Annotated in this window: 10 protein-coding genes; 5 read left to right on the forward strand and 5 right to left on the reverse strand. The window is 44.6% G+C overall.

Going from position 1 to position 15,145, the window contains the following annotated elements:
- The first annotated feature begins 4 nt into the window (after nucleotides 1-4).
- From R3D00_26260 to R3D00_26270, 3 genes are all read left to right on the forward strand, one after another.
- Entirely contained in the window at nucleotides 5-1,162 is a 1,158-nt protein-coding gene (locus R3D00_26260) for a NosD domain-containing protein (protein ID MEZ4776707.1), read from the forward strand.
- A gap of 96 nt (nucleotides 1,163-1,258) precedes the next feature.
- Nucleotides 1,259-3,094: a M1 family metallopeptidase gene (locus R3D00_26265; protein ID MEZ4776708.1), complete on the forward strand. Its 1,836-nt coding sequence runs from the start codon at nucleotides 1,259-1,261 to the stop codon at nucleotides 3,092-3,094.
- Between the two features lie 287 nt (nucleotides 3,095-3,381).
- Entirely contained in the window at nucleotides 3,382-3,921 is a 540-nt protein-coding gene (locus R3D00_26270) for a hypothetical protein (GenBank protein MEZ4776709.1), read from the forward strand.
- Between the two features lie 268 nt (nucleotides 3,922-4,189).
- Here the strand turns inward: R3D00_26270 and R3D00_26275 are convergent, their stop codons facing one another.
- From R3D00_26275 to R3D00_26290, 4 genes are all read right to left on the reverse strand, one after another.
- Nucleotides 4,190-4,351 carry a hypothetical protein gene (locus R3D00_26275; protein ID MEZ4776710.1) on the reverse strand — a complete coding sequence of 54 codons (162 nt, stop codon included), beginning with the start codon at nucleotides 4,349-4,351 and terminating at the stop codon, nucleotides 4,190-4,192.
- A 223-nt stretch (nucleotides 4,352-4,574) separates the two neighbouring features.
- Nucleotides 4,575-6,425: a glycosyltransferase family 2 protein gene (locus R3D00_26280; GenBank protein MEZ4776711.1), complete on the reverse strand. Its 1,851-nt coding sequence runs from the start codon at nucleotides 6,423-6,425 to the stop codon at nucleotides 4,575-4,577.
- 32 nt (nucleotides 6,426-6,457) lie between these two features.
- Complete coding sequence (locus tag R3D00_26285) at nucleotides 6,458-7,690, reverse strand: tetratricopeptide repeat protein (protein MEZ4776712.1); 1,233 nt, start codon at nucleotides 7,688-7,690, stop codon at nucleotides 6,458-6,460.
- A gap of 496 nt (nucleotides 7,691-8,186) precedes the next feature.
- A complete protein-coding gene (locus tag R3D00_26290; GenBank protein ID MEZ4776713.1) occupies nucleotides 8,187-9,056 on the reverse strand; it encodes a hypothetical protein in 870 nt (289 codons plus the stop codon).
- 106 nt (nucleotides 9,057-9,162) lie between these two features.
- Between R3D00_26290 and R3D00_26295 the strand changes: the two genes are divergently transcribed.
- Together R3D00_26295 and R3D00_26300 are read left to right on the forward strand one after the other, a co-directional pair.
- Nucleotides 9,163-12,255 (forward strand): tetratricopeptide repeat protein, encoded by a 3,093-nt coding sequence (locus R3D00_26295; GenBank protein ID MEZ4776714.1) that lies wholly within the window; start codon nucleotides 9,163-9,165, stop codon nucleotides 12,253-12,255.
- Between the two features lie 79 nt (nucleotides 12,256-12,334).
- Nucleotides 12,335-13,459, forward strand: coding sequence for an ATP-binding protein (locus R3D00_26300; protein ID MEZ4776715.1), 1,125 nt, complete (start codon nucleotides 12,335-12,337; stop codon nucleotides 13,457-13,459).
- A 230-nt stretch (nucleotides 13,460-13,689) separates the two neighbouring features.
- Here R3D00_26300 and R3D00_26305 read toward each other — a convergent pair whose 3' ends face one another.
- Nucleotides 13,690-14,658, reverse strand: a complete 969-nt coding sequence (locus R3D00_26305) for a hypothetical protein (protein ID MEZ4776716.1) — start codon at nucleotides 14,656-14,658, stop codon at nucleotides 13,690-13,692.
- Nucleotides 14,659-15,145: the final 487 nt, after the last annotated feature.

A 15,145-nucleotide genomic window follows, 5' to 3' on the forward strand; every position in this document is an offset into this window, starting at 1 on the left:
CTTTATGAAAAAAAATCATCTCGCCCCCTTGATGTTTGTTTTGCTGGCTTTGTCTGCCTGCAATAAACAACCCCCCATCAATCCGGTTTCTGAAAATGAAACCCCTTACGTATGGAAAGCTCCCGCCACGCTTACCGGCAATCCCGAACAGGATCTACAAACACTGGCTACATTCACCGACCTTCCATTCGACCCGGAAGCTGCTAAAAAATCGTCAGTTGTAATCCTGCCCGCCAATTCTACCGATGGTCTCGCTGCCGCTGTTCAGGCCGCAGGACCAAATGGCATTGTCGTGGTAAAATCGGGTGACCATTATGAGACTGGTTCAGTGGTGATTTCCCAACGAATCAATATCATCGGAGAGTCGGGCGCTGTGATTCACTCGGGTGTACAGAATGTACTGAATGTACCCTATCTTGAGCCTGCCATTCATCTGCTCAATGCGGGCAAGTCGGTCGTGGCGGGATTGCAGTTTAGCCCGACAGCAGGCCCACAGGATGGCGGTACCGTGTTTTTGGTTGAAAATTCAGATCAGGTTCATATCGCTCTCAATCAGATGACCGGGTTTGAATTTGGTATTGTCCTCGAACAGTCTGAAAAAAACTGGCTCACCGGCAATCATATCGTTTCTTCAAACCTTTGGCAAACGGTAGGCATTGAATGTCATGGAATTATTATCATCAATGGCGAAAAAGCCAAGGTTCGTTACAATAATATTTCAGGCTCTTTCTTTGGCGTATGGGCATGTGATGGACAGGGACTTTACAAAGACAACTATACACACGACAACTATCTTGGATTAATTTTGTGCAAGGTACCGGCGAATGCCATTCCTCTGCCCGGAGGACAAGCGGTCGGCGCTCAGTTTTCTGCCAATCACTGGACAGTTACAAAAAATTACTCCAATGATAATCTGAATGTAGGATACCTGGTCATTGACGGAGCGAACAACAATACACTCACGAATAACCAGGCAAGTGGCAATGGCGATTATGATATCGAACTGGTAGGCGATTCGTACCGGTTTGGTTTCCTGACCCCGTTCTCATTTGACAATACCGTCAACGACGCCGGTGCCAACCTCAAAATAAAAGATTGTGGCACAAACAATACCGTAAACGGCGGTGTGATTGTGGATATAGTGGCCGATCCTTGTTATTGATCTTATCGTACATTTCCCCTCAACAGTAAGGCAAATTTCGGACAGGGGTTTGCTAACTGTCTGGGGGGAATATCAAAATTTAAATACCTTGGCTTTATGAAACATATTATCGCTTTTACCCTGTTGGTGGTTGGCGCATGGGAGCTTTTTGCGCAGCAAGAGGTCTTTTACCAGATCGAAACCTCACTCGATACAAAAACCCACCAAATGAAAGGCCACGAACAGGTTTTTTATGTAAACAATAGCCCTGATACTCTATTTGAAGTATTTTATCACCTCTACTGGAATGCGTTTAAGCCAGGTTCGCAAATGGCCATACTGTCTGAAGACAGCCTTTATGGAAACCCTCGCATCAATGACAAAATCAGCCACCTCACAAAAGGTGAAGAAGGATTTATTCACGTTACCAGCTTTTACCAGGATGGCATACGTCTTTCCCCCAAAGAGCATGAAACCATTCTCCGGGTAACACTTCACAAACCACTTTTACCGGGTAAAAAAACCAAACTGGAATTGGATTGGGAAGCCCAGGTACCGCTACTTGTCAGGCGTGCCGGAAGAGACAATGTCGAGGGAATTGACTACGCTATTGCGCAGTGGTATCCCAGAATCGCCGGATATGATGCAGATGGATGGCATGCAGACCCATATTTGGCCCGCGAATTCTACGGACCGTTTGGTAGTTTTGATGTTACCATTACCCTCGACAGCCAATATGTAGTCGGAGGTACCGGAACACTACAAAATCCTGAGGAAACAGGACACGGATATCAGCTACCAAAAGTCAAGGTAAAACCATCGCAGAATGGCAAAATTACCTGGCACTTCAAAGCTGAAAAGGTACATGATTTTGTATGGGCAGCTGACCCGGATTATATCCATCAGACCATTCAGGTGCCCAATGGCCCTAAAGTTCATTTCTTTTTCCAACCCACCGATTCTGTCCGGGAGAGATGGGATTCCTTAATGGTATTTACCGGAAATCTATTTCAAAGACTGAGCAACTTACTATCTCCATATCCATACTCCGATTATTCTGTCATTCAAGGCGGAGACGGAGGAATGGAATATCCGCAGGCCACATTGATCACAGCCAGCAAAGCCGCTCGTAAAGATATGGAAGAGTTCTGCAGGGTAACAACACATGAGATTGTGCACAACTGGTTTCAGGGAATGGTCGCAACAAATGAAAGAAGAGATCCATGGATGGATGAAGGATTTACCCGATATTACACAAGAAGGCTGATGGATGAATATTTTCCCCAAACAGCCCCGCACCAAAAATACAATTATGATGGATACTTTAGTCTGATCAAAAACGGGACACAAACCCCGATGAGTCGCCATGCAGATCACTTTCCAGGCGAAGAAGTTTACCGGCAGTCAGTGTATGCAAAAGGAGGCGTTTTTCTCGGCCAACTGGATTATATACTTGGACGTGAGGTTTTTGACGAAGCAATGAAGGCATATATCCGGGAATGGAGTTTTCGCCAACCAACACCCCGGGAATTTAAACGCAGTATTGAAAAAAAATCAGGCATAGACCTTGACTGGTATTTCAGCTACTGGCTGAAGACAACGGACACCATTGATTACGCCATTCAGAAAGTTTCGGCATTGCCCGGCACAAGTGAAAAAACAGAAATTCAGCTACAGCGGGTTGGCCAGATGCCTATGCCGATTGACCTTGTGATAACATATAAAAATGGGGTAAAGGAAAATTATACGATCCCACTACAAATGATGTGGGCTTCCAAAAAGCAGGACAGTTTGTTAGGTGATTTCCAAACGCTACCGGAATGGAACTGGCCTGTAAGGACTTACAGGATGACGATAAACCATCCGATCGCAGAAATCGAACACATAGAAATAGATCCTGGAAAAAGAATGGCAGATGTAAACAGAACTAATAATGCATGGATATGGCCATGATTTTATCTTTGGAGAAATCTATGTACTCACCCAAAAAACAACATTAACCCTTTTCCATTTTTGCAAAATAAGTTTTGGCAAAAAATCATAATCCTGATTAGCCGGGTTCCCCAGGCAGCAAATATTCCTGTTCGTTATTTTGTATTGATTTATTACTGGGAAATATTGCCTATTACTGAAAGCCGCCGCAAAATTCGGTTTCCTTTACCGTATGCTTTAGGCTTAGTTAGTGCTCATGATAAGTTGATATATATTATTTGAAAACATCATCACTAACTTAAGCTATTATGAAAACTTTCAGGATTTTCTCTATCGGAATGTTCCTTTTAGGAATGGCTATGACTGGTTTTTCACAAAATGAGGAGACACGCGAACCGCTAAAATTATCTGGTCCAAGATTTGGCATTACCGTAATTGGGGGTGATATGGCGAAATATATGGAAACAAATGACTTGAGCACCTATATGTCTCAATTTGGATGGCAGTTTGAAACGAGATATTTCCAAACAAAATCAGGGTACCAGGGTCTGTTTGAATTCGTACCACTCATCGGAGGACTTGAGTCAAAACAATCTGCCCTCAGTATGAACCTACTTGTCGGCTTCCGAACCCCCCTTGGATTGGAAGTCGGTGTAGGTCCCAATTTTGCCGTGAGAGGGTTCTTTGCTGACGACTTGATAGCAACTACATCAATGTTATACGCAATAGGTTATTCTTTTAAAGTTGATGAGGTCAATATTCCCATCAACCTGGCATTTTCGCCCAGTAGTATCGGATCTAAAGTAACCGTTTTAGTCGGGTTTAATATCCGTCAGAGAGAACAATAAAAGTCATTGGGGAATCATCCTGCCTTAGCAGATACGTAAACTTTGCGTCCTCTGCGTGTACTTTGCGAAAATCTGCGTTTTACGTGTATTTATTTGTCTTTGACAAGTAAACAAAGGGTTCACGCAGAAGACGCAAAGTACACGAAGAGTTTCGCAGAGTTTCGCTCATTGGCGGTTTCTTTGTGATCGATGCCTATTCTAAGTCTATGTCCCAATAAGTTTATAATTCCGATTTTTTTTGGGGGGGGGATTCGGAAAATCTCCAATTTCAAAACTCATCCGCTTTGAAGAGTTTGTCCATGGTGATTTCGCTTTCGATTTCTTCGAGGTAATATTTGTTTTGTAAAGCGGGATAAGTGGAGAGCAATGTGGTGAAGGTCGCTTTTTTGGTTTGTGTTGCCTGTCTGAAAATGGTTTTTTTCAGCCGCAACTGCGCTGCGTAAGTGTTATTGATCGTAAAGTTCTGTACTTTTTATCTTTGGAGAAATCTACCTAAAATATACACATTTCTCCAAATGATAAATCAAATCGAAATGATTTGAGGAGTTTTTTGTAAAACAAAACCGAACCCTTACAAAAAAGATCCGCCTGCCTTACAGCAGACGGATTCCCCAACTATAAAACACACATCCGAAAACCTTACTTCTTTGATGTCAAAAGTGAAATCCATATCCAAAAAACACGGTCTGCATACCCAGTGAGCCGAGTGCCCCGATGCCCAGGCCAAACAGTATCAACGTAAATGGTACAAATACCAGGGCTTTTACGAGGGGTTTATTCCACGTTACATGATGCATAAAGGGAAGCAGGATAAATGCGAGACAAAGGCCAAAAAACGAAATCTGAAACAGATATATACTGATTACCCCAAACAGAACTCCTATCCCGATCTCAAACACCTGAATCGCAGTCTGGTCAGGGTGTGATTTGCCTACGAGTTCGTTTCCCCAGTTGCGGATTTTTTGGAATACAGTTTCTCTGGGTTTTTCGAGCCCTTTTCCCTGACTAAAGTTGTCGCCCGTTACCAGAAATATCGCCTTTTTTGTAAACAGGAAGGAAAGCACTCCCACCGTGGACAATGGTCCCAAAGCTGCATACAGCGCAGTACTATGACTCAAAAACCGATATAATTTCAGCGGTGTACGCCACATTCCCACGATAAAACACAATACCGGCGCAAAAAATGTCAACAGCGTAATCATATAGAAGTCAGGGGTAAATATCACCCCAAATCCTGCCTGAAGCGACACAATTGGGATTACAAATTCCTGTCCGGCAATGGCAAATGTCAGCGGCTGTGATTGTCCCAAAATAAAGGGCAACAGCAGATTGGCATTCACCATGAAAAGGAAAAACAACAGAGTCAATGGCAGATTCAGGGTGGGAAAAAGAATGTCCATCTTTTCCATCCAGGTGATACGCTCAGCGCGGAGCAGGTTCAGCCCTTCTTTGTACAAAAACTCGCAAGTACCTCTCGTCCATTTCATATGTCTCACCCTGAATGCGCGTACGGTTTCGGGGAAATCCTCATAACAAACCACATCCTCCACAAACCGCCCGCGATAGCCAAGTTCTCTCGCCCGGATCGCAAAACCCAGATCTTCACTCACGATGTCGGGAAAACCGCCGATTTCTTCCCAGCATTTGCGGCGCAGGATGGCCCCGTGTCCAAGAAACATCACAAATCCATAGCGGTTGCGCAGCGGCTGGTACCATTTCCAGTGAAGGTCGATGCCGGGCGCCATGGCCTGCGCGAGTTTGCTGTCTGCATTTGGATTGGCGCGGTGATTGGCCTGGATAAAAGCGCACATCGGGTCAGACTCCATGATGGGTACCAGTTTGGCGAGGAAGTCCGGCGGCAATACTTCATCTGCATCGGCAATGGCAAAGTAAGGTTCTTCCGTAGCGACTGTACTCAGGCCATTGTTCATATTCCCCGCTTTAAAGGCTTTACGGTCATCTCTTCTCACCACTTTTACCCTGTGAGGAAAACGGCTGGCAAAACTATCCACCTGCATCTGATAGGCAGGATCAGTGCTGTCGTCGAGGATATAGACGGTGAAATTGTGGTAGTCCTGATTGACGCAGGAGAGCGCACTTTCGGGTTTAAAATCGTTGTACACCGTGTGAAGCAATGCCACACCGGGAGCATTGGCAGCAGGCATACTGACCAGGTTCATTTCCTTATTGTGATGCACTTTCCGGTAATACCAGGCAAAGGAGATCAGCACCAGATTATAGATTCCGTAGAGCCAGGCAAACTCGATGAAGAGGATAAAAAACACGAGAGAAGCCCAACGGATTGGATTATCAGCCATGTAAAGGAGTTGGATCAATCGAGGGTGAAACCATACCAGTGAAAGCCCCCACGTAGCCAGAATGGCGATATACATATTGGGTTTGGGCGGATTCGAAACCTGCGCTTTTGTCTGAGCAGGGGTGATTTCAGTTGAGACAGCCATTTCCTCCGGCCGTTTCATCGTTATGTATGTACTATTCGCCATTGTCTTATATGTTTTGATGTTTGTTTGCAGAATTAATTTTCGAGCCTGAATCTGAGTCCCATAGCCGCAGTGGTGAAGTTCTGAGCGTTTTGCCTTTCGTATCTGAAGAGAAACTGAAGCCAGTGAACTTTACCCATCGGAAGGCGGAAGACCATGTTTGTTCCTACAATATTGCTTCCGGCATGTTGTCCAATCAGCGCGGTTCTTCCGTAAATGAGCCCTGCATCGAGGAAGTATTTATCATCCATCCGCAGTTTACCCGAAACCAGGAGGCGATTTTCTACTACAGACTGGCCGGTATTGGAAAGGAAATAGACAGGTTCGATGGAAAAGGTGGAACTGACAGGAATATTTCCCCCGGCAAAGATCATTTTTTCGGTGAATCGCTCATTACCGATTGCCACAAACCCACCGGCTTTTACGGCATATCCCCCATCAAAGAAAACTACCTGTTCGCCTTGTACAATGTTCTGATCGCTGCCTTCGTCCCAGAATCTGCGGCCCACTTCGAGACGGGTAGTGAGTCGGCGATTCCAGTCATTGATCCCGCCGAAGTAAACCGTACCCGCACCGCGGTTGTTTTGCACCAGAGAGAAATTATCCAGCGTCAGAGAATTGTCATACCTGGCCCAGACCCGATATTCTTTTGCGGGACGCCAGGTCATTTGGGCAGCGCGGATGCCAAACTTTTCTGTTCCCTGAAGATTGGTATAGCCACCCCAGATATCGGCCTCCAGTTTGGCGGGAGATTCCTGTACGCCGTGAAGGAAATGTGTGATTTCGCTTCTTTGAGGGGCGAGTTCGAGGGTAGAGTCAAAATAGAGGCGCGCCTGTTTTTGTTTGCCGAGCGAAGCGTAAGCCTGGGCGATGGCGAGGATATACTCATCCTGAAAAGGATTTTTTTCCAGCATTGCCTCAAAGCGGCGGATAGCATCTTTTTCGTTGCCTTCCCAGAGCGCGACATATGCGAGCCCTTTTTCACCTTCAGGATTGTCGGGATAGAGGTGAGTAAGTTGCTGGAAAAAAGACTTTGCTTTGGGGTATTCACCGTTCCAGGCGAGGGTATAGGCCATACCTGAGAGCGCATCAGCATTTTGGGGGTGATCCCGGAGAATCTGGGAAAAAGCAGATTTCGCCTGATCGTACTCCTGACTCCAGGCGTACTGGAAAGCAGTTTCAAGGCGGGAAGAAATTTCGCTGTCAACCTGCGCAAAGGCTGCAAGGGACAGGAAAAAACAAATCGCTACACTTATTAAAACTTTCATGGAATTAAGGGTTTGATTCACAACAGCGCAATGATCATATGCATTAAAAACTTTATATGATAAAAGTATAGGCAGGAAGAAGCGAATCGAAATAAACCTGACTGACCGGGGAAGAATGATGTTTCAGGCGGGTTTGAGGGGGGTGGATGAGGCTCGCAATTCCGGTGGGGTTCGAGAGCCTCACCCACCGGAATTGCGCCCTGGGGCGTTACCTTTACAAAAAAATAATGGGGGCGGCCACATCTGGCCTACCGATATTACGGCCCTAACGGGCCTTTGTGCCTACGGCACAAACCATTGGGTGTCGTCCGACACAAAGGCCCTTTAGGGCCGAAATGTCGGTAGCCAACGGCATCGTTCCCAAAAATTTTTCTTCATGGCGCGCGTCGTTGCACGCCAAAAGAAACATATGAAAAACATAAGTATTTTCCCGAAAACCATCCAACGGATAAATAAGGATAAGTTCTCCTGGAGAGGCCTTTGCAGGTTGTCTTAACTACACCACACTAATCACCACCGCACCTGAAACTGCTGATACGGTTTCCTCAATGTAGTTGAGGTTGCTGACGCCCAGGTCCTGGGGAAATGGTTCTACATTTATCTGTGCGCTGCTTAATGTCAACCCTTGCGTTGTCCGCGGATAAGTCATCCAGATAAATCCGGCTTCCTGGTTCATGTTGAAAGTGTGGGTCTCTTCTGCGTGAAATAAGGCAACATTACAAATGCGGCTCTCATCCATATTAACCCAAAAATGGAGTCCGGCAGCAGTAACCTGGTCTTCGGTGATGGCAGGCAACTGCACAGAATAAGCCGCGCCCAACTGGTGAAAAAGAATATGCGAATACAATACCGGATCGCCGGTCGCAGGATTGGTGGGATTGATATATTCGGGGGATTGTCCATCCAAAGTCAGCGAAAACTGGCCGGTTCTTTTTACCAGATTGGAAGATATGGCTCCGCTGAAAAAGGGCGTCCAGTACTGCGGACCTAAAATAATATGGGAGGAATTGTCAAAAAACTCAACTCTTAACTCATAGTGATAATTCCCTGTCTCAATATTAAATGCCGGATCGATAAAAGGAATGACAAACACAAAATCCTGGGTCAGATCCAATAATTCATTCTGCGCTGTACTAATACCTATATTGGTATGGTGATGCATTTCATTTGCAGAAGGCCCCAGGGAAAAGGATATAGCAATTGACCGGGTGTGTTCAAGAAAATTAGCGTCAAGCTCGAAGTTTAGCTTAAATGCCACACCGGGGTCTGCAATAATCATCTGAGAAAGTTTGGCTTTGCTGCCGCCGGAAGGCGGAGTTGAAGTAGCCTGGGGAAAGTCTGATCCTGATATTGTTACGCTGTTCATTTTGGAATAGTTTATGGATTTTTACAAATTGATATGCTGGTTATTACAACTGACTAAATTTTTATAACAATCAATAAAACACGATTTTTTGAATAATCCTTACTCCATGAGGTTTTTTAACTTTTTGATAATCATATTTTCTTTTCAGATTTCAGTGGCTCAATCACTGTTGACCGATAGCCTCAAACTTCTATTATCCAGAGAATCGCGCCCGCTCCAACGAGCAGAACTGCTAAATCAGCTCGCTTATACTTCCTACCGGGAAAATGTATCGCTTGGAAAATCTTATGCCTATAAAGCCCTTCAATTGAGCGAACAATACAATCTGGACAAACCGCTGGTCAACAGTTATATCAATCTCGGTCGCTGCTACCGGCTGGAAAACAACTGGGATTCGGCTGAATGGGTACTCAAGACTGCACTGAAAACCAGCCAAAATGTACATTACGATGAAGGCGGGATGAATGCAGCCAACAACCTCGGCGCAACTTATCTCATGCAGGGAAAAACGGATCAGGCTAAACCGCTGTTTGAATCGGCCCTTACCACTGCAACCCGTATCAATGACGCCAAAGGACAGGCCAATGCATACAACAACCTTGCGATTATCGCAAAATCTGAAATGGATTACCTTCTTGCACTGCACTATCTCGATAGTGCCCGGGTGGTCTATACCTTGATTTCCGACAGTTCTGGGATCAGCACGACATATACCAATCAGGCGCTGGTATATGATCTGTTAGAAGAAAATGACTCCGCAATTGTCTATTTCTTTCTGGCACTCAGGATTCAGGAAGGGCTTGGACTCGAATACCAAAAAGGCATTACCCTAAACCAAATCGGCGACCTCTACTTCGAAAAAGGCCTTCATAAAGAAGCCCTGCAACAATATCAGGCCAGCCTCCAAATCATGGAAACGATCGGCGATGCCATAGGCGTAGTGGATGCTTGTCAGAATATCGGGGCAACAATGAGTATTCTGGGAAATCCTGTATCGGCTTTCCCGTTCCTCTCCAAAGGACTCGAATATGCCCGGATATCCGAAGACCCTGAAAAAACAGGGATAAGCCTCATCAATCTGGGAAAGTGGTACAGCCAGTCGGGAAATGAGAAAAAAGCATGGGATCATTTCCGGGAAGCAGAAACACTTCTCAAACCTATTCGGGCCATTTCCCTCAGTCAGCTTTATGGGGCAATGGGTAATCTGGCAGGGAAACAAGGAAATCTAATGCTGGCACATGATCTGTTTCAGCAACAATTACAACTGGCACGGGAGTTTGAAGATCTGTACGAACAACAATTTGCGCTTCAATATATTAGCGAATTATACCGCAAGCAGGGAAATATAAATCTGGCACTCGCGTACACAGACCAATATCATCTCATCAAAGACAGTCTGCTCAACTTAAAGGCACTCGAAACCGTCAACCGCCTGAATATCGCCTACGAATCGGAAAAGAAAGAAAAAGCCAATCTCTCCCTGAAGACAGAAGTCGCCCGCCAGAATGCCCGGCGTATTCAAATGCTCAGTCTGGCAATCCTTATCTTCCTCATTGGCCTGAGTGTATTTTTATGGTTTCTCTTCCGGCAGCGCCTCCGAAACCGGGCACATGAAATGGAACTCCAGCAGGAGCGCCAGCGCCAGCAACAACTCGCAGAACTTGACGCAACCAAATCGCGGTTTTTTGCCAATATTTCCCACGAATTCCGCACTCCGCTCACCCTCATTCTCGGCCAAAACCAACACTTACAGGCAACTGTGGACGATCCCGCCCTTGACAGTAAATTTGACATGGTGGACAGAAATGGCCGCAGACTGTTGGAACTGATCAATCAGGTACTCGACCTCGCGAAACTCGAATCGGGCAAACGCGAGTGGAAACCCCAAACCCTCGATATCATTCCCTTTCTCAAAAACCAGCTCTTTTCCTTCGAATCCCTGGCAGAGCAGAAAAAACAAACACTGACATACAACGGCCCTGCTGATTCACTGCTCATTGTTGCCGATCCGGAAAAGCTGGAAAGAATTTTTTACAATCTTCTCTCCAATGCCATAAAGTTTACACCCGAAAAGGGCGAAATTACGCTGCTTGTTGATAAAACAGGGGGAAACGTACAGATAAGCCTGAAAGACACCGGTATTGGTATTGCCACGAGCCAGTTACCCTATATCTTTGACAGGTTTTATCAGGCAGATGCGGGAGCAAACCATCCGTCTCCCGGCACCGGCATAGGACTGGCACTCGCCAAAGAACTCGCAGAACTCCACAACGGTACCCTCACTGTAAGCAGTCAACCCGGAGAAGGCAGTATTTTTACTGTAAAATTACCCCTGAACACCGCCATTCCTCAGGCAGTCGTAACAGAATATTTACCACAGTTACACCCATTTGAACAAATACCCATTTTACAGGAAACCAAACCTTCAGTGTTGGCAGATTCTGACAAAGAAAAAATCCTGATTGTAGAAGACAACCCCGACGTGCGCAGCTACCTTTTTGATCAGTTAAAAAGAAACGGATACGAAGTAATTCAGACCATCAATGGCCAGGAGGGATTGTCAATGGCAAAAACACATCTGCCTGATTTGATTCTCTCCGACGTCATGATGCCCCGGATGGATGGGTTTCAGTTTGCCAAAGCTATCCGTAAAGACCAGTCCACCAGCCATATTCCCCTGGTACTCCTGACCGCCAAAGCATCAGAAGAAAGCCGGATCACGGGATTGGAAACAGGCGTAGATGATTACCTGACCAAACCCTTTAACGAAAAAGAGCTGAAAATCCGGATCGCCAATCTCATCAGCCAGCGCAAACTATTGCGGCAGCGATTTAGTGAAGCACTGATCATCAAAGCAGAAGATGTTACTGCCGTGCCCATGGACCAGCAGTTTCTGCAGAAAGTAACCGAAACCATAGAAGCCAATCTCACCAACGAACAATTTGGTGTGGAGACCCTGAGCGAAGCGGTGAATATGAGCGTAACCCATCTCAACCGCAAACTCAACGCCCTTATTGGCCAGTCGGCGGGTAAACTAATCCGCTCGATGCGTATGCAGCGCGCAGCCGACCTGCTGAAACAGCAGGCAGGTACGGTTTCAGAAATTGCCTTCGAACTTTGCTTCAGCGATCCCACCAATTTTGCCAGGAGCTTCCGTCAGCAGTTTGGAGTAAACCCGTCGGAGTGGCGGGGAGAATAAGCAACTACACGAATTTGGCCAAATTTGTGTAGTTAACTACACGGATTTTGCTAAATTTGTGTAGTTGATTACATAAATTATGATTCTACGTGAAATTCAGTCGCAGATTGAACGATGGCTCTTCAGGGGGAAAATTATTATTCTTTATGGAGCCAGACAGGTAGGTAAAACCACCCTGACCAAATCTCTCATTTCACAATATGGAGATGAAGCAGGTTTTTATAATTGTGAAATTCAGTCTGTAAGGTCTGCGTTGAGTTCAGAAGAGCCAGGTATTCTAAAAAAATACCTGGGCGATAAAAAAATCGTTGTGTTTGATGAAGCGCAATACATACCCAACATTGGCAGGGTATTAAAAATACTGATTGACACATACCCCGCCTTGCAAATCATAGCAACCGGATCTTCCAGTTTCAGCCTGGCAAATCAGACGAGCGAACCGTTGACAGGCAGAGCCATCCAATTTGTACTTTATCCCCTTTCTTATTCTGAGGTCAGCGATTTTCTCAACCCGTTTGAGCGACGTGCTCAGTTGGAAAACTTTCTAATTTCAGGCATGTATCCCGATATTGTACAGGCCCCGACAGGAGATGGTCGAATTCTTTTGGATGAATTGAGCAGTCGATATTTGTATCAGGATGTGCTGACTTTTGAAAACATAAAACGGGCAGACGTAATATTTAAACTATTGCAACTGCTTGCGCTTCAAATTGGCAACGAGGTTTCCCTTAATGAACTTTCCACCCATCTTCAGATTAACCGACGAACGGTTGAGCGGTATATTGACCTATTGGAAAAATCATTTGTGATTTTTCGGTTGCCTTCATTCAGCCGAAACCTGAGGAAAGAGATCAGCAAAGGATTCAAAATATATTTTTACGATACAGGAATAAGAAACAGCATTGTACAGCAATATCAGCCTATAGAGTCAAGGAATGATAAAGGTGCACTGTGGGAAAATTTTCTGATAAGCGAAAGACGCAAACATCTTCAAAAACTTCAGATAAAACCCAATACCTATTTCTGGCGGACACATGACAGGGAGGAAATTGATTATATCGAAGAATACAATGGCGAGCTTGTGGGATATGAGATCAAATGGAAAACTACCCGGAAGAAATCACCCATGTCCTTTTCAGATGCATATCCAAATGTAAGCGTCCGGTTTATTGATACAGAAAATTTTGAGGATTTTATTAGCTGAGTTTTCTATTCTCAGTTCACATCCTCTAAACAGAAAACCCCCTCCACGGCCCTCAATGGGCCTTTTTTTATGCATGTTCAAAAATGATCGGGATATGTTCAGTAATCCCGGCAAGGGAAAAATGGCAAAACCCAACTTGGGTTTAATCTTTAACTCTAATGCCATGCAAAATTTAGGAATCCATAACTGTAATGAAAACAGCTACTCTTCAAAAGTAATCACTGAAGACATTATGGATGGTTAGTTTCAGCCTGAACTTTTCCTTCCATACCAGCAATTTTTTCCAATAGCCATTGTTTTGCAATGATGCGCTTCTTCCCTTTAAGTTTTTTTTCTAGTCTTTCCCTGCTTAATGTTGTCCACTGGAAATTTGTTTTCAGATAAGCCATTTTCTGTATAAAGGAAATAAATTCCAGGTATGCCTCTATACGGGTATCTAAAAGCCGGTCATCTCGCCGCAAGAACTTATCAAAAGCTTTGGCTTCGTAGTTAACCAGTTCATAATAACTGTCATCTGTTAGAAATACTTCAAAATGATTTCTGAGAGAAAGAGATCTGATACGCAACTGGTAAGGGATTTCCTGGGTTTCGATTTGCCTGAGTAAATCATTGGAATCCCTAAAATTCATCTCTGCAAATCTTAAATAAGCAGTCCCTAACCGAATCGCATCTGCTTGTATTTCTCCCGATATTTTTTCACAAAATTGAGAAATAAAGAGTCTTGTCCATTCCAACTCTTTCAAAACGGTTGCAGAAACAATGATATTGAGAAAAGTTGAATCTGGAAGGTAACCGTCATCGAGCAACAATTCTTTTTCTAAGCCCAGCTGATAAAGATTAAATTGTTTAAGCAGATATTTTTCTTTCCCGTTATTGTATAGTTGGATGGTTATGTTAATAAGGTAACGAATCATAGACGATTGATAGGCAGGTGAAAACAAAACCAAGCTTTTGGTAAAATTCTCTTCCAATCGTAAAAAAATAGCTTCATTATCAGGGTTTTCCATTAGTTGCAACATATCCCTATACACCTCAAATACTTTATTTGAAGCAAAGTCTGGGTGCTCTGCTACAAGTTTTTGGATTTCATCCAGCAGCAAGATATCATGTTCTTCGGAGAGGATGTTCTGCCGGTTTCGCAATTCTGTACTATATCGCATTTTAGACAGCATATAAAAAGCGTCCAGGTTTTGCATCATATCACGGAGGGTATCAACAGATGTTTTATATCTCCGGGTCTGAAGATGAAAAAAATGATCATGCTGAAGGTACCACCTTGCCAGGTAATATGATTCGTCCCGATATAGATTTTTATCCAGATTCTGTCCCTGCTTGTGATTCTCTCTGACGAATAGGTCATATTGATTCCGCTCACCTAACTCAGCCTGAAGGAGTTGGCCAAAATTCATGCGATCGCGCTTCAGCCTTTGAGCGACCAGAAATTCTTCTATCAGATCAGCCAGCCGGAACATCAGTAATCGCAAACGTTGATCGTCGTAGGGTTTATCTGGAAACAAATGTGCAAAAACCTTTTCCCTGGAAAGTTTAGGTGAATCAAATTCCGGAGCATATTTCCGCAGATAGTCAAACAGGCCTACCACATCAGGATTAGAATTATAATAGGGAGAACGCACCCATTTGGATAGCCAATGCAATTCCTCTGACAGAACGGATTTTAATAATAAG

This window comes from Bacteroidia bacterium, from assembly GCA_041391665.1.
GTDB lineage: Bacteria > Bacteroidota > Bacteroidia > J057 > J057 > JAGQVA01.